Annotated in this window: 18 protein-coding genes; 9 read left to right on the forward strand and 9 right to left on the reverse strand. The window is 67.7% G+C overall.

Annotated elements, in window-relative coordinates:
* The gene (locus tag GO986_RS03520; protein WP_157457876.1) at positions 1-666 is read right to left on the reverse strand and encodes a flavin reductase family protein; all 666 of its coding nucleotides are present in this window, start codon (positions 664-666) and stop codon (positions 1-3) included.
* A 257-nt stretch (positions 667-923) separates the two neighbouring features.
* Here GO986_RS03520 and xseB point away from each other — a divergent pair, with 257 nt between their 5' ends.
* From xseB to GO986_RS03550, 6 genes are all read left to right on the forward strand, one after another.
* Positions 924-1,157 carry an exodeoxyribonuclease VII small subunit gene (gene xseB / locus GO986_RS03525; RefSeq protein WP_157457878.1) on the forward strand — a complete coding sequence of 78 codons (234 nt, stop codon included), beginning with the start codon at positions 924-926 and terminating at the stop codon, positions 1,155-1,157.
* 287 nt (positions 1,158-1,444) lie between these two features.
* Positions 1,445-2,101, forward strand: coding sequence for a lysophospholipid acyltransferase family protein (locus GO986_RS03530; protein ID WP_157457879.1), 657 nt, complete (start codon positions 1,445-1,447; stop codon positions 2,099-2,101).
* Positions 2,102-2,362: 261 nt separating this feature from the next.
* A complete protein-coding gene (locus GO986_RS03535) occupies positions 2,363-3,235 on the forward strand; it encodes an ABC transporter substrate-binding protein (RefSeq protein WP_157457881.1) in 873 nt (290 codons plus the stop codon).
* Between the two features lie 72 nt (positions 3,236-3,307).
* The gene (locus GO986_RS03540; protein WP_439648695.1) at positions 3,308-4,255 is read left to right on the forward strand and encodes a FecCD family ABC transporter permease; all 948 of its coding nucleotides are present in this window, start codon (positions 3,308-3,310) and stop codon (positions 4,253-4,255) included.
* The gene (locus GO986_RS03545; RefSeq protein WP_439648693.1) at positions 4,248-5,063 is read left to right on the forward strand and encodes an ABC transporter ATP-binding protein; all 816 of its coding nucleotides are present in this window, start codon (positions 4,248-4,250) and stop codon (positions 5,061-5,063) included. The genes GO986_RS03540 and GO986_RS03545 overlap by 8 nt, the downstream gene beginning before the upstream one ends.
* Before the next feature lie 97 nt (positions 5,064-5,160).
* Positions 5,161-5,505, forward strand: a complete 345-nt coding sequence (locus GO986_RS03550; protein WP_157457883.1) for a (2Fe-2S) ferredoxin domain-containing protein — start codon at positions 5,161-5,163, stop codon at positions 5,503-5,505.
* Between the two features lie 141 nt (positions 5,506-5,646).
* On the opposite strand, the gene GO986_RS03555 is transcribed toward GO986_RS03550, so the two are convergent.
* Positions 5,647-7,332 (reverse strand): HRDC domain-containing protein, encoded by a 1,686-nt coding sequence (locus GO986_RS03555; RefSeq protein ID WP_157457885.1) that lies wholly within the window; start codon positions 7,330-7,332, stop codon positions 5,647-5,649.
* Positions 7,333-7,684: 352 nt separating this feature from the next.
* Between GO986_RS03555 and GO986_RS03560 the strand changes: the two genes are divergently transcribed.
* From GO986_RS03560 to GO986_RS03570, 3 genes are all read left to right on the forward strand, one after another.
* Entirely contained in the window at positions 7,685-8,638 is a 954-nt protein-coding gene (locus GO986_RS03560) for a peptidoglycan-binding domain-containing protein (RefSeq protein ID WP_157457886.1), read from the forward strand.
* 196 nt (positions 8,639-8,834) lie between these two features.
* On the forward strand, positions 8,835-10,043 hold the full coding sequence (locus GO986_RS03565) for a vWA domain-containing protein (RefSeq protein ID WP_157457888.1): 1,209 nt from the start codon (positions 8,835-8,837) through the stop codon (positions 10,041-10,043).
* Between the two features lie 255 nt (positions 10,044-10,298).
* Positions 10,299-10,829, forward strand: a complete 531-nt coding sequence (locus GO986_RS03570; RefSeq protein ID WP_157457889.1) for a hypothetical protein — start codon at positions 10,299-10,301, stop codon at positions 10,827-10,829.
* Between the two features lie 194 nt (positions 10,830-11,023).
* On the opposite strand, the gene GO986_RS03575 is transcribed toward GO986_RS03570, so the two are convergent.
* From GO986_RS03575 to ribD, 7 genes are all read right to left on the reverse strand, one after another.
* The gene (locus GO986_RS03575; RefSeq protein ID WP_232337383.1) at positions 11,024-11,476 is read right to left on the reverse strand and encodes a DinB family protein; all 453 of its coding nucleotides are present in this window, start codon (positions 11,474-11,476) and stop codon (positions 11,024-11,026) included.
* Positions 11,477-11,538: 62 nt separating this feature from the next.
* The gene (mscL, locus tag GO986_RS03580; RefSeq protein ID WP_157457891.1) at positions 11,539-11,946 is read right to left on the reverse strand and encodes a large conductance mechanosensitive channel protein MscL; all 408 of its coding nucleotides are present in this window, start codon (positions 11,944-11,946) and stop codon (positions 11,539-11,541) included.
* 51 nt (positions 11,947-11,997) lie between these two features.
* Positions 11,998-13,452: a DUF512 domain-containing protein gene (locus tag GO986_RS03585; protein ID WP_198170391.1), complete on the reverse strand. Its 1,455-nt coding sequence runs from the start codon at positions 13,450-13,452 to the stop codon at positions 11,998-12,000.
* A 577-nt stretch (positions 13,453-14,029) separates the two neighbouring features.
* Positions 14,030-14,494 carry a 6,7-dimethyl-8-ribityllumazine synthase gene (ribH, locus tag GO986_RS03590; protein ID WP_157457893.1) on the reverse strand — a complete coding sequence of 155 codons (465 nt, stop codon included), beginning with the start codon at positions 14,492-14,494 and terminating at the stop codon, positions 14,030-14,032.
* Positions 14,495-14,579: 85 nt separating this feature from the next.
* The gene (gene ribA, locus GO986_RS03595) at positions 14,580-15,803 is read right to left on the reverse strand and encodes a GTP cyclohydrolase II (protein WP_157457894.1); all 1,224 of its coding nucleotides are present in this window, start codon (positions 15,801-15,803) and stop codon (positions 14,580-14,582) included.
* The gene (locus tag GO986_RS03600) at positions 15,800-16,441 is read right to left on the reverse strand and encodes a riboflavin synthase (RefSeq protein ID WP_157457895.1); all 642 of its coding nucleotides are present in this window, start codon (positions 16,439-16,441) and stop codon (positions 15,800-15,802) included. The genes ribA and GO986_RS03600 overlap by 4 nt, the downstream gene beginning before the upstream one ends.
* Positions 16,442-16,495: 54 nt before the next feature.
* On the reverse strand, positions 16,496-17,536 hold the full coding sequence (ribD, locus tag GO986_RS03605) for a bifunctional diaminohydroxyphosphoribosylaminopyrimidine deaminase/5-amino-6-(5-phosphoribosylamino)uracil reductase RibD (protein WP_439648696.1): 1,041 nt from the start codon (positions 17,534-17,536) through the stop codon (positions 16,496-16,498).
* Positions 17,537-17,610 lie beyond the last annotated feature (74 nt).

Here is a 17,610-nt window from a genome sequence, read left to right on the forward strand (position 1 = left end):
TTACCCTTCCCGGTCTTGCCCCGCCTGCCAGGCCTCAAAGGAAACGCGGTCCAGCGAAAAGGTGTCGCGGGTGGTGGCGTAACCCCCGCCGCCACCCAGCCGGCCCACCAGGTCCAGCCGGGCGGTGTCAATGTGCCAGCGCGCCGCGTCCTGAACGGCGTCGCTGCGCAGGGTCAGACCCAGTACCTCACCCAGAATGATGCGGGTGCGCCCAATGGTCAGGGTCTGCACCTCGCGGCATTCCAGCGCGGCAGGGGCCGCCTGCACGCGTGGCGTGGGCACCTGCCGCCCTGGCTCCAGGGCAATGCCCAGGGCGCCGGGTTCGGCGTGCCCGTACGGGAAATCGGTGGCGGTGGCGTTCATCAGGGGCGCCAGGTCCGCGCTGACCAGATTGACGGTAAAGGTGCCGCCAGCGCCGATGTTGCGGGCCGTGTCCTTGGGGGTGCCGTCTGGGCGGTCCCCTGGCGCAAAGGCCACCACGGGCGGGTCCGACCCCATCAGGCCAAAAAAGGAGTAGGGAGCCAGGTTGACATGGCCGTCTTCCCCCAGCGTGCAGACCCAGGCAATCGGCCGGGGCACCACCGTGGCGGTCAGGAGCTTGTAGCGGGCCGCCGCTGGTAGCGCGCCGAGATCGAAATGCGTCATGGGAGAGGGAGAGAACGCCATGCGTCAGCCTAGAGCAGGGCTCCGAGGGCCATACCGAGAACACAGGGAGCCCAAGTCACACCATGCTCTGTACAGCAGCAGGGCCAATTTAAGAGATCGCGCCCCACAGTGGTCAAAACGCCAAAAGCGCTTCATGTCCGCCACGACCTCCTTAACCTCCTTTGTTTGCTCCTCGCTTCCGCTGGCAATAAGCGGCCACCGCCTTAACCGCGCCCTTCTCCCCTTTCCCGTTCTGGCTCTGGCGTTAGCATGCGCCCATGACCCTGCCCGAAGCGGCCACCTACCGCGAGGCCTACGCCCGGCTGACCCGCATTGCCGCCGAACTGGAGGGCGGCGAGGCCGACCTGGACCGCGTGCTGCCCCTGCTGGAAGAGGCGCGCGCCGCCTACGCCCAGTGCCGGACACGCATTGAAGCGGTGCGCGCCGTATTGGCCGGTGACTGGGGCGCTGAAGAAGAGGACGACGAGCCCGAATCGGACGACGACGCCTGAGAGCGGAACCCAGAGCGGTCAAAGGGGATGACCCTCAACCCCGTCTCAGGCGAATGAAGTAAGTATCCGCATGAGCCAGTAGCGTGAGCTGCTCTGATGCTGGGCCGCCGCTGTGAGGCCGTCTCAGAGAGGCTTTCGCTAAGGTCAGGGGCGACCGAAATACTCCGCTGGCCGACCTTACTCCCTGTCACTTGCCCGCCCCCTTTCTCGCCCATTCTGCTCGCGCCTCATCTTATCCCGGCCAGGTCAGGCCGCACCCCAGGCATGCGGCGCGTATCTTTTGGCCTATGAGTGACGCCGCCCCTGTCCAGTCGGCCTCCCCCGCGCCCACCGCCGAGCCGCCCGCCCCACCGGTCAATCCGCGCGTGTACCGCTTTGTGGTGGACGTGACCTACCTGCCGGTCCTCCTGAGCGGCATGCACCTGGAAGTTCATGGGCGCGAGCATGTGCCGCCGCCCGGCACCCCCCTGGTGGTGGCGGCCAACCACGTCAGCGGTATTGACCCCTTTCTGGTGGCGCGGGCGTTGCCGCCGGGGCGCTACCTGCAGTTCATGGCCAAGAAAGAATTGTTTTTGCCGGTGATCGGCCACATCATCCGGGCGGGGGGGTCTTTTCCGGTAGACCGCAGCGGCAACGACCTGGGCGCCGTGCGCACCTCTCTGCGGGTGCTGAAAGCCGGCGGCACTGTGGGCATCTTCCCGCAGGGCACGCGCGGCGGCGCCGAGATGCAGGGCGGCGTGGCCCTGATTGCCGCCAAGGGCCGCGCGCCGATTTTGCCGGCGGGCATCAGCCGGGCAGGCAAACGCTGGATTATCCGCTTTGGGCCGCCCATCTCGCCGCGCGGCGGCATCAAGGCGATTACCGCCGAACTGGGCGCCGTGCTGGCCGAACTGTCTGTGCCGCCCGGCCAGCCGCTGCCGCCTGCGGGCTATACTGCGCCCTGACGGCTGCGGGGGAAAATCCGGTGCAAGTCCGGTTCTGTCGCGCAACGGTAAGCTCTCTCCTTTATGGGCGGGAGACAAGACCGAACACCTCCGCCGTTGCGTGCCCCCGAAGCGGGAGCGCGTGGCCTGACCTCTCGCGGAAAGGGGGCGCGCCGTGACCCCTGCGCCCCTGCCGGGCGCGCCACGGCCTGACTTCCTGCTCCGCCCCCTGAACCGGGGCGGCGTTTTTGTTCCGGCGGGAGGCCCCAAGGAGAGTGCCCCATGACCCGTGCCCTGACCCTGACCGCCGCCCTGCTGGCTGCCCTTTCGACCGCTGCCAGCGCCGTGACCTACCCCCTGACCCTGACCGACGACCTGGGCCGCAAGGTCACCATCAAGGCCGAACCCAAGCGCATTGTCAGCGCCCTGCCCAGCACCAGCGAGACCCTGTGCGCCATCGGCGCCTGCGACAAGCTGGTCGGCGTAGACGACTACACCGATTACCCGGCGCAGGCGGCCAGGTTGCCCAAAGTCGGCGGGCTTTACAACCCCAACTTTGAAGCCATGATCGCCCTGAAGCCCGACCTCGTGATTATCAGCAAGTACGGCAAGCTGGAGCCCACGCTGACCCAGGCCGGCATTCCAGTCCTGGCGATTAACCCCGAAACCTACGACGAGGTCTTTAGCAAGACCCTGACGCTGGGCAAAGTGGTGAACCGTGAGGCCCAGGCCAAGGCGCTCGTGACCACCATGAAGCGCGACATTGCCAAGGTCGAGATTCTGACCAAGAACGCAGTCCGGAAACCCACCGCCTACTACGAGATTGACCCCACGCCGTACTCGATTGGCCCCAACTCGTTTATGGGGGTGCTGCTGACCAAGGCGGGCGCGCGCAACATCATCCCGGCCAGCATGGGCGACTTTCCCAAGGTGGACCCCGAGTTTATCGTCAAGCAGAGCCCGCAACTGATTCTGGGTGTGGACGCCAAGACGGCGGGCGCGCGGCCCGGCTGGACCAGTATTGCGGCGCTGAAGACCGGCAAGACGCAGACTATTCCCGCCGAACTGGGCAACATCCTGTCGCGCCCTGGCCCTCGCCTGCCCCAGGCGCTGCGCGGCCTGGCCAAGATCATTCACCCCGAACTGTTCAAGTAAGCCGTGACGACGACCCCTGAAGTGGCCGCCCCGCGCGCATCCGGCCTGCCGCTGGCCCTTCAGGCGGCGGGGCTGACCTTCCTGCTGCTGCTGGCGGTGGTGCTGGGCACGGGGCTGGGCAGCGTTTACGTGCCGCCGGGCGAGGTGCTGGGCGCCCTGTGGCGCGGCCTCAGTGGACAGGACCTGGCCGGCAACGACGTGATTGTCTGGCAGATTCGCCTGCCGCGCGTGGTCATGGGCGTGCTGGTGGGCGCCAGCCTGGGCGTATGCGGCGGCGCCTTTCAGGGTGTCTTCCGCAACCCCCTGGCCGACCCCTACCTGCTGGGCGTGGCCAGCGGCGGCGCGCTGGGGGCCACCCTCTCAATCGTGGCTGAGTGGCCGCGCCCCGTAATTCCCCTGACCGCCTTGCTGGGCGCGTTAGGGGCCGTGGCCGTGACCGTGGCGCTGGCCCGTGAAGGCCGCCGCTTTCCGCCCACCCGCCTGATTCTGGCGGGGGTGGTGGTGGGCAGCACCCTGGGCGCGGCCTCCACGGCCCTGATCTTGCGCGGCGAGGACCGGGCGCGGCAGGTGCTGGCCTACACCCTGGGCGACCTGGGCTTCAGCGGCTGGCGCGACGTGGCCACCGTGCTGCCCTACGCGGCGCTGGGCTGCGGGGCGCTGCTGCTGCTGGCCCGCGCGCTGGACACACTGCAACTGGGCGAATTGACCGCCCGCAGCCTGGGGGTGCCGGTAGAACGCCTGCGCCTCCTGGTCATTGTGGCGGCCAGCGTCGCCACGGCGGGCGCGGTGGCGTACGTGGGCATCATCGGCTTTGTGGGCCTGATTGTGCCGCATGTGGTCCGGCTGGCCTTTGGCCAGGGCCACCGCACGCTGCTGGTGCTCTCGGCGCTGCTGGGCGGCACGCTGCTGGTGCTGGCCGACCTGCTGGCGCGCACCACGCCGCTGTCGCAGGTGGGCATTGTCACCACCTTGCTGGGCGGGCCCTTTTTCCTGTGGCTGCTGAGGCAATCCCGTGAGTAGCGCGGGCGCGCCCAGCCACGCTGCTGCAGGCCTCTCGGCCACGGATCTGCACGTACAGGCGGGCACTTTTCCGGCGGTGCGCGGCGTCAGTGCCGCATTCGCGGCGGGCCAGCTCTCGGCGGTGATTGGCCCCAACGGCGCGGGCAAGAGCACCCTGCTGCGCGCGCTGCTGGGGCTGTCGCGCCCAGAGCGGGGCGAGGTGCAGCTGCTGGGCCGGCCCCTAGGAACCTGGAGCCGCGCCGAACGCTCGCGGCAGCTGGCTTACCTGGCCCAGGGCGAGGCGCTGCCCGGCGACATGACGGTGCGTCACGTCGTGGCCCTGGGCCGGGGCGCCGGGCAGTGGCGCTTTGGCCTGCTGCCCCGCGACCCCTGGAACGAGGCGGACGAGGCGGCGGTGCAGGGCGCCCTGGACCGCACTGACACCGCGCGCTTTGCCGGACGCCGCCTGGCGGAACTCTCGGGCGGCGAGGCGCAGCGGGTGGCCCTGGCGCGCGCGCTGGCCGCTCAGCCACGATTTTTGCTGCTGGACGAGCCCACCAACCACCTGGACCTGGCCTACGCCCTGGAGGTCATGCGGTACCTGCGCTGCGAGGTGGCGGGCGGCCTGGGCGTGGTGGCCGTGCTGCACGACCTGAATCTGGCCGCGCGCGCCGACCATCTGGTGCTGCTGGCGGGCGGGCAGGTGCTGGTGAGCGGCCCACCAGAGACCGTGCTGACCCCAGAGCACCTGCAGGCGGCCTACGGCGTCCGCACAAGGGTGGTGCGCGACGCAGACCGCCTGCTCGTGATCCCCGAGGATGGGCTGTGATGACTGGCCAGCTCTGTCGCCCTCACCCCTCTGCCCGGCCCAGCTGGGCCGCCCCTGGACAAACCCGCTCCTTCCTCTCCCGGCTGGAAGTCTGCTGATGGCACCCAAGTTCTTTGCCACCCGCGCCCACCTGCTGGTGTGCCAGGGCCAGAGCTGCCAGGGCCGGGGGTCGGCGCTGCTGTACAAGGCCCTGTGGAATCACCTGGAACGGCAGTCGCTGGCCTATTACAAGAAGGGCGGCAGCCTGCGCCTGACCGAAAGCGGCTGCCTGGGCGCGTGTTCCTACGGCCCTACCCTGTGCGTCTACCGCCCGAAGCCAGCAGGCGGTGGCCTTGAAGAAGCCTGGTACGCCGCTGTGGACTTTCCCCTGGCCACCCGCATTGCTGGGGCCGCGCACGAAGAGACGCCGCTGCCAGAAGAACACCGTTACGGGCCAGAGTGAAGCACAGCAGAGCCGCGGCGCTGGGAAAAGTTCCTCCCAGCGCCGTCTCTAGTTCCCGGTCCCGTATCACGGTGCCGATACAGCACTGTGGCTTCCAGATTCAGGGCCGCGCCATGACGGCCCTCTCACCTGTCCGGCGCGTCAGCCTCTGACCACTTCCAGAATCTTCTCGCCGTACTTGCGTAACCGCTCTGGTCCCATGCCGCGCACCGCCCGGAGGTCGGCCTCGGTGTAGGGAACGCGGCGGGCAATTTCGGCCAGGGTGGCGTTGCTGGCAATGATAAAGCGGCTGATCTCCTGGCGCTTGGCCTCGGCGTTGCGCCACTCGCGCAGGCGGGCGTAGACAGCGGCCTGCTCATCCGTGAGGTTCGCGGCCGGGTCTTCCTTGCCGCCGGGCAGGTCAGGAGGCAGGATGACCGGGGCCGGTTCCGGGGCGGGCGTGGGCTCGGCCACTTCCGGCTCGGCGGTGGCTTCAGGGGCCTCGGCGTCGGCGGCCAGCTGACCCTCCTCAGCGCTGCTATCCACTACGGTAGTCGGCGCTTCGGCGTCCAGGTTGGCCTCTGCCCCCAGGTGGGTCACATCGGGCAGGCCCGCCGGCTGCTCTGGGGCGTCGGGACCCGCACTGACCGGCGTGGGCAGCGGCGCGGGGGCGTGGGCCGGCGAGTCGCTGAACACGATTTCAGGCTCCCAGACTTCCTCGGCGGGCGCGGCGGGCGGAGTCCAGGGCTCCAGCGTCAGGTTGGGGGTCGGCGGCTGCTCCTCGGCCGCGCCTGGGGCTTCAAAGGTAAAGCGCTGGGGGGCGCTGCGGTCCCCCTCGTCCCCGCGGCGCTGGGGAGGCTCGGGGCGCTCAGAGCGGCTGGGCCGCTCGCCGCGCCGGCCATCACGCGGCCGGTCGAAGCGCTCGCGGCGCCCCCCCCGGAACTCGCGCCGGTCGGGCCGGTCCTGCGGGTCGCGCTCGGGGACGGGGCGCTCGGCTGGGGCCGGCGCCGCGCTGCGCTCGGGTTCGCGGGTGGCAACTTCACGGGTCTGGTCGCGGCCAGTGTCGCGCCCCAGCAGGGCCAGCGCCGTGCCCAGGTCTTCCAGGCCGGGCGTCAGCAGCACGCCGCCCGTCACGCTGCGCGCGGCTGCGCGCACGCCGCCCAGCGGGGCGCTGGTGTCAGCCACGGCGTCGGGGGCCAGCAGCAGGGCCGTGGGCCCGGCCGGCTGCGCGGCGCCGCCCAGGCGCTCGCCCAGGGCCGCCGCCGTGCGTGCCGCTCGGGCCAGACGTAGCGGCAGGGTCGCCACGTCGCGCAGCACGTAGGCCACGCTCAGGTCACTGGGGGCGGCGCCGACCGCTTCGGGGGCCCGCCCGGCCCCGAAGAGCGCGGCCAGGGGCGCGTCGGCGTGGCCACTCAGGGTGGCGCTGTCGCTGTAGGTCACGGCGGCGGCCCCGCGCGCCAGCCAGTCGCTGCCGGGGGCCAGGGTGGCGTCCACAATCACCGGCACCCCTGCCCGGCGGGCGCGGTCCAGCTCATCGCGGCCCGGTTCAAGCAGCCACACGGCCTGCGCGCCGCGCCAGTCGGCGTCCAGAGGCGCGGCGGCCAGGCCAGCCCCCGCCAGGGCGTCACGGTTAACACGCAGGCGGGGGTCCACGCGCAGGGTGCCGCGCCCCAGCAGCGCGGTCAGTTGAAGGGCGAGGGCGCGCGGGCCCTCCAGCAAGAGCCCCCACTCGGCGCCTTCCAGGTCAGCCAGGGCGCCGGCCAGGCGGGCATGGGGGTCGCCCCGTTCGGCGTGCAGGCGCACAAGTCGGGCGTCGGGACGCTCGGAGGACAGGCGGTCTTGGGTCATGGCGCCTATTGTGCCGCACCGCTGGGCCAGGGTGCCGCCTGGACATTCTTTTGGATGCAGCCTTCCCTGGCCAGAGCTGCCGCTTCGTGGGCGCCTGTTAAGCCTGATGTCATCTGAGGCACGAACCTGATGACGCCACCAGCATGCGCCCCTGCCTGCCCCAGCCCTTGCCCACCGCGCCCCATTTCTGAGGACGGGCCCTCCCATCTTTAGGTCCAGGGGCCCAGCTGAGAACTTTCTCTTTGGGGCTTTCGCCACAGTCTGGACACAATGCCTGGCGTTGGCCTCCCGCTGACCTCCGGGCCTTTCCTGGGCCTGGCCCGCAGCCTGCCGCTGCGGAAAGGAGAGCATCATGCGTCACGTCTTCCTGAGCGCCACCAGCATTGTCCTTGTTGCGTCTGTCTCGCCCGTCTCCGCCGCCACCCTGACCTGGCAGAACCTGCGCCAGGGCGACAGCGGGCGCGACGTCACCACCCTGCAGTACCTGCTGCGCGAGGCCGGGCAGACCGTGGACATAGACGGCCTCTTTGGGGCGGGCACAAATACCGCCGTGCGGAACTTTCAGGGCGCCAGTGGCTTGACCGTGGACGGCATCGTGGGCGGCAACACCTGGGAAGCCCTGATTAAAACCGTCCGTCAGGGGGACAACAACAACGCCGTGCGGGCCCTGCAAGACCAGCTCCGCAGCGGCTACGGCTACAGCAGCGTGACGGTGGACGGCGCCTTTGGCCCGGGGACCAACACCGCTGTGCGCGATTTTCAGAGCAAGCGCGGCCTGACCGTAGACGGCATCGTGGGCCTGAACACCTGGCAGGAACTGGTGACCGGCGCCAGCACGGCGCCCAGCACCACCACCTCAGGCCTGGCCAGCCAGATTCTGGGCAGCAGCCGCATCACACTGGGCACCTCCAGCAGCACCACGAACGGGAACCCCCGGCAAAATATGAGCGACGCCGCGGCGGGCCGACTGGTCACCCGTGGGTGCAACAGCAACGTGAACTGCGGCCTGACCGTGGCGCTCAAACGCTCCATGCTGGAAGGTGTGCTGAGCATTGCAGGCGCGGGCAACACCTTTTTTATCACGTCGGTGGCGGGGGGCAAGCACTCGACGAATTCGGACCACTACGCGGGGCTGGCCATGGACATCGGCATCTGGAACGGCACCAGCCTGGGCACCCCCAACAGCGCCCATACGGCGGCCCGCAACGCCTGCATTGCGGCGGGCAGCGACCCCAGTCAGACCTTCAACGCCTACAACGACTCCAGTGGCGGCCACAACAACCACGTTCACTGCGCCTGGAATTAACGCCTGACCGCTCTGTGCGCCCTCTCCCGCTGTGGAGGGGCTTCTCAGAGCCGAGCAAGGCCCCTGAGCTCAGTTCTGGCAGCTCTAACCCTCAAGGTATGACCGGCTCTGTCTCAGCCCGCCAGCCTCAAACGCCCAGCCTCTTACAAACGCGCCCGCCCAGAGGCGCCATGCTGAAAGGCGAACGGAGGCACCTATGGCGCGCATCACCCGGTACAGCAAGTTCGAGGGCGAACTCGACCAGCTCGACAGCAGCGAGCTGATGCAAATGATTCAGGAGGCGCTGCTGGGCCAGGGCATGAACGATCCCTATGACCCCGACCCCAACGCGCGCCCCAGCATGGACGACCTATTTGACGCCATTCTGGAGGCACTGGCCGAGCGGAATATGGTGCCAGAAGAGCAGCTGCTGGAAGCCATGCAGGCCGACGACATCCGCGAGACTGCGCTGGGCCAGCAGATTCAGCGGCTGATGGACCGCCTGCAGCAAGACGGCTTTATTCGCAAGGAATTTGACGAGGACGCCCAGGGCGGCGCAGGCGACCCCGGCGACGCCAAATTCCAGCTGACCGACAAGAGCATCGATTTCCTGGGCTACAAGAGCCTGCGGGACCTCATGGGCGGCCTGGGCCGCTCCAGCGCGGGCGCCCACGACACCCGCGAGTATGCCAGCGGCGTGGAAATGACCGGCGAGCTGAAAAGCTACGAGTTCGGCGACACCATGAATCTGGACACCACCGCCACGCTGGGCAACGTGATTTCCAAGGGCTTTGACAACCTGGAGGAATCCGACCTGGTCATCCGGCAGGCCGAATACAACAGCAGCGCGGCCACGATTGTGCTGCTGGACTGCTCTCACTCCATGATCCTGTACGGCGAGGACCGTTTTACCCCCGCCAAGCAGGTAGCCCTGGCGCTGGCCCACCTGATCCGCACCCAGTACCCCGGCGACACCGTGAAGTTCGTGCTGTTTCACGACAGCGCCGAGGAAGTGCCGGTGGCCAAGCTGGCCCAGGCGCAGATTGGGCCGTACCACACGAACACGGCGGGCGGTCTGCGGCTGGCCCAGCAACTCCTCAAGCGTGAGAACAAGGACATGAAGCAGATCGTGATGATTACCGACGGCAAGCCCTCGGCCCTCACGCTGCCTGACGGCCGGATTTACAAGAACGCTTATGGCCTGGACCCCTACGTGCTGGGCGCCACCCTGCGCGAGGTCGCCAACTGCCGCCGCAGCGGCATTCAGGTCAACACCTTCATGCTGGCCCGCGACCCCGAACTGGTGGGCTTTGTGCGCCGGGTGTCGGAAATGACGCGCGGCAAGGCGTATTTCACGACGCCGCAGAACATCGGCCAGTACGTCCTGATGGACTTCGTGACCAACAAGACGAAGCTGGTGAATTAAGACGCACTCCGATTGAATCGAGCACCATGCTCGGTGAACTCCGAGAGGACTTGGAAAGGTGCGCCGCAGAGCGCGCAGGAACAGATGCGGATTTCGCGAGATGGAAGCGCAGACGGTGCCTGTCCAGCTGCGCTGCAATGAAGCGGAATCCGTAGAGGGCGGGGAGCAAAAGGGCTGAAGGGTCTTCGCCTTCAGCCCTCTTTGTCTGCCGCATCTGCGGCTCCGCTGGCCCTGGCCGCCCGGTAGGCTGAACCCATGCGCCGCCTGCTTCTGCTACTCTGCCCGCTGTTCGGCGCCTGTGGTCTGGTCCCGCTGCCCGAGGTTGAGGCCCGGGACTTTTACTTTACGAACACCGTGCCGGATTTACAGCCGCACGAGGTCGCCTACATGGACACCAACCAGCTGGACTTTCTCTCGCTGCCAAGCGCCAAGTACCGGCACGTCACGGTGGACGCCGTGCTGACGCCCAGCGGCCCTGTCCCGGATGCCCGCGTACAAATTTTCGCCTCGCCCACGCGCCCAAGCTGCCCGGTGGTGCAGCCCCCAGAGGACAGCCCGAATGACCTGAGCGCCGCCCTGCGCTGCGACGGCCCCGCTGGTGGTCAGCTGCTGGCCGAGGTGGGCCTCCAGCGGGGCACCCAGACGCTCGTGCATCTGGAGGGCGCGGCGCTGGAGGAGGCCCTTCGCCGCCGACAGCTGTACATCGGGGTGCGCCTGCTCAGCCGCGAAAACACTTATGGGGCGGTGGTCTGGGTCCGCCAGATTCGCGTGCGTGCCCGGCTGTAAGAGGGACTCCGACCCCACCGTTCAGACAAACGGTGAGGTCCGAGCAGGCCTAGAAAGCTCAGCAGGCTCGAAGAGCTCCGAAGACGAGCGAGAAAAAATGGGGTCCGGGCGTGGCGTTTACCACTCGGTGCTGTCCCGATGTCTTGACGCGACAGCTGGAAGCCGTAGGGGCCCAGCCAGACGGGCCGCCTCGTTTAGCCCATCCGCACGAACATCGGCGGCTTGACGCCCACCATGCGCGCCATGACCCAGACCTGGCCCTTGTGGTGGGCCTCGTGGGCAATAATGGCGTCCAGCAGCGCGGCCACGGGCATTTCACGGCCACCAAAGGCTGGAATGCGGCGCGACAGGTCCTCGTCGGTCATGGCGGTCATGGCAGCGCTGGCGGCCGTCATGCTCTGACCCAGGCGCTCGCGGGCTTCGGTCAGGGTCTGGCTGGGCTCGGGCAGGTGGCCGGGGGCCTGGCCCTGAATCATGTTCAGGAAGCGCGCGGCGCTGCCCGAGAGGTGGTCGGCCTGCCCAATGAAGCTGAGGCCACCGTCCCAGGCCGCAAAATTCCCCTGATCTTCGGGCAGCTGGCCATACAGGTCCAGCAGGGCGGCGCGGTGACTTTCAAAGTTGCGGGCGTAGATGGCGCTGCGGTTCATGGGGCGCAGCATAGAGCGGCGCCGGCCCTCGGGGACGCCAGGCCCCACGCCGCAGAGGCGCCTTACAAAGGTCGATTTTTTAAGGCGTCACGGATTTCGGCCAGCAGTTTTTCCTCATTGCTGGGTTCGGCCACGGCAGGCTTTTCCTCGCGCTTGAAGCGTTCGGTGATTTTATTCATGGGCGTCACCACAAACAGGTAAATCACCAGCGCCGTCAGAAAGAAATTAATGAGGGCCGTAATAAATGCCCCGTAGTCCATCGTGATGGCGGTGATCCCCCGTGTGGGGTCTGCGGCGCGCAACACGAGTTCGCCCGCCACCGAGCCGCCCGTGACCAGCTTGACCAGCGGGTCAAGGAACCCCTTGGTAAAGGCCGTGACTACGCCACCAAAGGCCGCCCCGATGACCACACCGACCGCCAGGTCCACGACGTTGCCGCGCAACAGGAATTTCTGAAAGCCACTGACCATGCCGCAGTGTTTCTCTCAAGCTCAGCCGCACGGCAAAATCTGTCTAGACTGTTAAGCCTGCGCGGTGTCCTTGACGGCGTGGGCGCTCATGCCCCACTGGTGGCCGCTGCTCTGGGCCCCCTGCAGAATGACGCGGGCCAATTCGCCCAGGGTGGCGCCGCCCGCGCGCACATCCATCTTCAGCTCGGCGCGCAGCTCGCCCAGGCTCACGTCGTCCAGCATCAGTTCGGTGCCGTAGCGCAGGGTGGTGGGCGGGACAATCAGCAGGTCGGCCTCGCCCGGCTTGACCGCGTGACGAAAGCAGCGCCCCGTCAGCAGGCCCGCCACGGTGGTCACCTTGCCGAAAGTCTTGTTTTCCACGGCGCGCACCTCAATGCTCAGGCCCTCAATGGCGCGCAGCGGCTCCACGGCACTGTCCAGCGACTCGGCAAACAGGGTGCCGGTGCCCAGAATGACCCGGACCGGCTGGGGCAGCGCGGCGGGCAGGTCCGGCAGCCCCTCGGTGAGAAAGTCCCGAATCATGCCCACGCCGTTTTCCAGCATGGGGAACCCCTCGTACTCTTCCTCGGTGGGCAGGGCTTCCCCGGCCAGCAGATACAGCTCGTCACTGGGAAAGACAAAACGGGTGCCGCGTTCGGCCAGAAACTGCTTGCGCCAGATGTTCAGGCGCCGCAGGGTGTCCTGGGCTTCCTCGCGGGTAAAGGTCCGCACGTCCGGCAGGTTGGTGCGGTGGCTGGTCAGGCCAATCGGCACCACCGCCGCGCTGATGACATTGGGGCGGCTGGACAGGTACTCCACCGTTTCGTCCAGATGCTCGCGGTCGTTGCGCTCGGGCATCAACACGATCTGGGTGTAGAGGTCAATCTGTTCCAGGCGCTCGATCATGGAGCGGATCTGCACGGCCTGGGGGTCTTTCACCTTCAGGCGCCACCACTTCATCATGTCCTGGCGCAGGTCCTGGTTGGCGGTATGCACCGAAACGTACAGCGGCGAGAGGTTCTCGTTCTCGATGCGCTGAATGTCGTGTTCGGACAGGTTGGTCAGCGTGACAAACGAGCCGTACAGAAACGACAGGCGGTAATCGTCGTCCATGATGTACAGGCTCTTGCGAAAGCCGCGCGGCATCTGGTGTACGTAGCAAAAGTCGCACTTGTTGGCGCACTTCTTGATGCCGTCAAACAGCACCTCTTCAAAGTCCAGGCCGGGGTCTTCCCATTCCACCGTGAAGGTAAAGGTGTCGTCCAGGCTGGGCGGGGCGGGCAGCATCAGGCGGTGGTGGTCCTGGGCAGTGCCGGGCACGCCCGTCATGACACGCGGGGCCTCTTTAGGGCGAGCAATTTCCAGAGTCGCGGCGCCCTGCGACAGCAGATGCCGGTACGCCAGCACGTCGGTGACTGCCTGGCCGTTTACCCGCAGCAGCACGTCTCCGGGCTGAACCCCGGCCCGCTCGGCGGCGCTGCCCGCCTCCACACTTTTAATCGGTGCAGGAAAAAGCTGCTCCTGCATCTGCTGTGCTGCCGTCAAAACACATCACCCCACCTTCGCCTGTTCTGGCAAGTTCGCGGTGCGACTGTCCTTCGCGGTCCCGCACCAAGCACAGCAGCTTAACAGGGGCTGAGCAGGGCCGATGTGAGTCAGAACGGGATTGCGGGACAGAGGGAGCGTGAAGAAGAGGTGTCTGCGGCGTGAGCCCACCGGAGGAGCACTGATCTGCCAACTTCTATTTCCCTCGGCGCACTTGTCTCCTGTTGGCGTTGCCCCGATTGAATCGCGTTCGTTGGCGACTTTACCGGAGACTATAAGGGCAGCACCCACAGGGGAGGCGCAGCACCCAACAAATTGGGCGTCTCTCATTTCTCCAGCTCTTGCAGGTCAACTCAGCCACACACCCAGAGCGAAGAGGCCGGGAACGCCCCAACAGGCTGTCCCGACCTCCAGACGCTGACGCGCAGACGTCATCTATTTCGTTGACCACTCGGCACAGCACCGAGTTGCACCCTCCACGCCCGTCAGCCCGCTGCCGACTCGACTCGCTTTGCCGCGAAGCTCTTCAAGGCTGCTTAGCTTTGCAAGTCTGCTCGGCCTACCCTATGTGCCGCAGTAAATTGACGGTTTCAATCATGGCCAGCACCGCCTCAGCGCCCTTATTCCCGGCCTTGATCCCGGCGCGGTTCAGGGCCTGCTCAACGGTATCGGTGGTCAGCACGCCAAAGGCGATGGGCACGCCTGTGTCCAGACTGGTATTGAGGATGCCGCTGGCCGCGCCGCCCGCCACGAAGTCGTAGTGGTCGGTGTCTCCCTTAATGACCGCGCCCAGGCACACCACCGCGTCGTATTTGCCGGACTGGGCCAGCTTGCGGGCAATCAGCGGCACTTCATAACTGCCGGGCGCGAGGTAATGATCCAGATGGTCACTCTGACCGCCGTGCTGCACGAAGGCCAGTTCGGCGCCTTCGACCAGACGGTCCACGATCAGGTGATTCCAACGGGTGCTGACGACAGCAAACTTCAGGTCAGTGGCCAGCAGGGTGGCTTCGATTCGGTTCATAGGGCTCCTTCGGAGCAGGAGTGGAGAAGAGGTTGTGGGAAGTGGGTCAGGCACAGACAGGGCACAAGTTCTCTGCCACCGGCTGTCAGCTTTCTGCCACCGGCCATTCGCTCTCGGTAGCCAGGTGGCCCAGCTTGGCCCGCTTGGTGCCCAGGTACGCGGCGTTATGGACGCTCTGGCCCACATGCAGGGGCACACGCTCGGCGACCTCCAGGCCAAAGCCGCCCAGGGCATGCAGTTTGCGGGGGTTGTTGGTCAGCACGCGCAGGCGGCGGGCGCCCAGCAGATGCAGCATCTGGGCCCCGATGCCAAAGTCGCGGGCGTCGGCGGGAAAGCCCAGGCGCAGGTTGGCCTCGACCGTATCGGCGCCGCCGTCTTGCAGCGCGTAGGCCCGAATCTTGTTCAGCAGGCCAATGCCCCGGCCTTCCTGACGCAGGTACACCAGCACGCCCCGGCCTTCGGCGGCAATGGCGCGCAGCGCGGCGTCGCGCTGGGGGCCACAGTCGCAGCGCAGGGAATGGAAACCGTCACCCGTCAGGCACTCGCTGTGGACCCGCACCAGCAGCGGGGCCTCGGTCACTTCACCCATCACCAGCGCCACATGCTCGGCGCCGCTCAGGCTGTCTTCAAAGCCCACCAGCCGGAACTCGCCGTACTCGGTGGGCAGCCGCGCCTCGGCCACCAGCCGCATGGAGGGGTCGTGGGCCAGGCGGTAGGCGATCAGGGCCTCAATGCTGCCCACCTTCAGGCCGTGCTTCTCGCCGTATGCCAGCAGGTCGGGCAGGCGGCTCATCTCGCCGTCGTCGCCCATGATCTCGCAGATGACGCCCAGCGGAGCAAAACCGGCCAGCCGCGCCAGGTCACACGCCGCCTCGGTGTGCCCGGCGCGGCGCAGCACTCCACCAGGGCGGGCAACCAGGGGAAAGATGTGGCCAGGACGCCGGAAATCGGCCGGCTGAGCCGCCCCGTCCAGCAGGGCGGCAATCGTGGCCGCGCGGTCGTAGGCACTGATGCCGGTGGAATTGCTGACATGGTCCACGCTGACCGTAAAAGCCGTGCCGTTGGGATCAGAGCTCTGCCCTGCCCCCACCATCGGGGTCAGGTCCAGCGCCTGCGCGCGCTCCGGGGGCAGGGTCACGCAGATCAGGCCCCGGCCCTCGCGCGCCATGAAGTTGATCCAGTGCGGGGTGGCGGTGGCGGCGGGCATCAGCAGGTCGCCCTCGTTTTCGCGGCCCTCGTCGTCTACCAAAATCACGGGGCGCCCAGCGCGCAGGTCGGCCAGCAGGTCGGGAATGGAGGCGAGGGTCATACCGTGGCCTCCGGCGCCCAGCCGCGCATCAGCAACAGCCGCTCGACATACTTGGCCAACTGGTCGGCTTCCAGATTGACCGGCGTGCCGGGCACCCAGGTGTGCAGGGTCGTGACCTCCAGCGTGTGCGGCACCAGCCAGAGGGTGAACTCGTCGGGCGCCAGGTCCGCGCGGCTGCCGGCCGGCCCACCCACGTCCACCACCGTCAGGCTCACGCCGTCGGCCGTCACGCTGCCCTTAGGGACCAGATAGCGGGCCAGCCCTGCCGAGGCGCGCAGGGTCATGGTGTAGGCGCCGGGTTGGGCGTCTACCCGCAAAACCTCGGCGACGCCGTCCACATGCCCACTGACGATGTGGCCGCCAAATCGGGCCTGCGCGGTCATGGCGCGCTCCAGATTGACCGCTGCGCCGCTGTGCCAGTGCGGCGCCGTCTTGGCCAGCGTCTCGTGGCTGAGATCCACAGTAAAGCCTGTCTCGTCCCACCCCGTCACGGTCAGGCAAGTGCCGCTGACGGCGATGCTCTCGCCCAGGTGCAGGTCGGGCCACAGTTGGGCAGGCTGAATGGTCACGGTGAGGTGGCCATTCTTCTCTTCGGTGTGGGCCACGCGCCCCACCTGTTCAATGATGCCGGTAAACATGGTTGACCTCCGGTGCCGGCCAAAGCGACCTTTCCCGCCCTGACCGGCGCAGAATCAGAGACGGGGAATGTCGTTCAGGAAGCCAGTGATCAGCACATCCGGGCCGAGTTGTTCGGTGGTCACGTCGCGCAGGGACTGAGCCAAGTGCATAGACCGGACCGGGTCACCCAGAGGAGACAGGCCCGCGCCCAGCAGCTTCGGCGCGATGAAGACCCGGACCTCATCCACCAGCCCAGCCGATAGGAAAGCCGACAGGAGGGTCGGTCCGCCTTCCAGCAGCAGGCTGGAAAGACCGAGGGTACCCAGAGCGGTCAAGGCTTCTTCCAGATGCTCGGCCCGCAGCACGGTCACGCCCGCCGCCTTATGGGCGCTGGTGTCGGCCTCTGGGCCAGTCACCAGCACCGCGCCCGCTCGCCAGAGCCGCGCGTCCGGAGCGGACCGAGCGCGGCGGTCAAACACGACGGGGCGGGGGTCACGGCCGCCAGGCACGCCGCGCGTGGTCAGGGCCGGATTATCGGCCCCGACCGTGCCGCGGCCCACTGCAATCGCGTCCAGCTCGTTGCGCCAGGTCATCGTGCGCTCACGGGCCGCCGGGCTGCTCACCAGGCCGCCGCCTTCGTTCAGCGCGGCGACTTTGCCGTCCAGGGTCATGGCGTACTTGGCGACCACCCAGGGCCGGCCGCGCGTCACCAACGACCGGAAACCCGCTTGCTGGCGCAGGGCTTCGGCTTTCCCGGGCCCTACCACGACCTCTATCCCAGCCGCGCGCAGGCGGGCCACGCCCTGCCCGGCCACCAGCGGATTCGGGTCCAGGGCCGCCACCACCACGCGCCCCACGCCCGCTGCCGTCAGGGTGTCCGCACACGGTGGAGTGCGGCCAAAATGGGCACACGGTTCTAGGGTGATGTATGCGGTGGCTCCGCGTGCCCGGTCGCCGGCCTCCCGCAGAGCAAAGACCTCGGCGTGAGGCTCACCGGCTGCCGGATGAAAGCCGGCGCCGACCACCATGTCGCCCTGCACCAAGACGCAGCCCACCGGCGGATTGGGGGCGGTGCGGCCTAAGCCCCTGGCCGCTTGGGCGAGTGCCAGCGCCATAAACCGCTCGTCAGGCGGCAACGACGTCTCCGGCCCAGGGGGCGGAGCAGTTCTCTTAACCATAGGGTGTCGCT

Origin of the sequence: Deinococcus arboris, assembly GCF_009755355.1 — a bacterium.
Lineage (GTDB): Bacteria > Deinococcota > Deinococci > Deinococcales > Deinococcaceae > Deinococcus > Deinococcus betulae.

What these genes read in the sequence shown, in the direction of transcription:
- GO986_RS03520 (WP_157457876.1), bottom strand. Translation starts at nt 666, where the DNA reads ATGGCGTTCTCTCCCTCTCCCATGACGCATTTCGATCTCGGCGCGCTA.
- xseB (WP_157457878.1), top strand. Translation starts at nt 924, where the DNA reads ATGACCCTGCCCGAAGCGGCCACCTACCGCGAGGCCTACGCCCGGCTG.
- GO986_RS03530 (WP_157457879.1), top strand. Translation starts at nt 1,445, where the DNA reads ATGAGTGACGCCGCCCCTGTCCAGTCGGCCTCCCCCGCGCCCACCGCC.
- GO986_RS03535 (WP_157457881.1), top strand. Translation starts at nt 2,363, where the DNA reads ATGACCCGTGCCCTGACCCTGACCGCCGCCCTGCTGGCTGCCCTTTCG.
- GO986_RS03550 (WP_157457883.1), top strand. Translation starts at nt 5,161, where the DNA reads ATGGCACCCAAGTTCTTTGCCACCCGCGCCCACCTGCTGGTGTGCCAG.
- GO986_RS03555 (WP_157457885.1), bottom strand. Translation starts at nt 7,332, where the DNA reads ATGACCCAAGACCGCCTGTCCTCCGAGCGTCCCGACGCCCGACTTGTG.
- GO986_RS03560 (WP_157457886.1), top strand. Translation starts at nt 7,685, where the DNA reads ATGCGTCACGTCTTCCTGAGCGCCACCAGCATTGTCCTTGTTGCGTCT.
- GO986_RS03565 (WP_157457888.1), top strand. Translation starts at nt 8,835, where the DNA reads ATGGCGCGCATCACCCGGTACAGCAAGTTCGAGGGCGAACTCGACCAG.
- GO986_RS03570 (WP_157457889.1), top strand. Translation starts at nt 10,299, where the DNA reads ATGCGCCGCCTGCTTCTGCTACTCTGCCCGCTGTTCGGCGCCTGTGGT.
- GO986_RS03575 (WP_232337383.1), bottom strand. Translation starts at nt 11,476, where the DNA reads ATGAACCGCAGCGCCATCTACGCCCGCAACTTTGAAAGTCACCGCGCC.
- mscL (WP_157457891.1), bottom strand. Translation starts at nt 11,946, where the DNA reads ATGGTCAGTGGCTTTCAGAAATTCCTGTTGCGCGGCAACGTCGTGGAC.
- GO986_RS03585 (WP_198170391.1), bottom strand. Translation starts at nt 13,452, where the DNA reads ATGCAGGAGCAGCTTTTTCCTGCACCGATTAAAAGTGTGGAGGCGGGC.
- ribH (WP_157457893.1), bottom strand. Translation starts at nt 14,494, where the DNA reads ATGAACCGAATCGAAGCCACCCTGCTGGCCACTGACCTGAAGTTTGCT.
- ribA (WP_157457894.1), bottom strand. Translation starts at nt 15,803, where the DNA reads ATGACCCTCGCCTCCATTCCCGACCTGCTGGCCGACCTGCGCGCTGGG.
- GO986_RS03600 (WP_157457895.1), bottom strand. Translation starts at nt 16,441, where the DNA reads ATGTTTACCGGCATCATTGAACAGGTGGGGCGCGTGGCCCACACCGAA.
- ribD (WP_439648696.1), bottom strand. Translation starts at nt 17,536, where the DNA reads ATGGCGCTGGCACTCGCCCAAGCGGCCAGGGGCTTAGGCCGCACCGCC.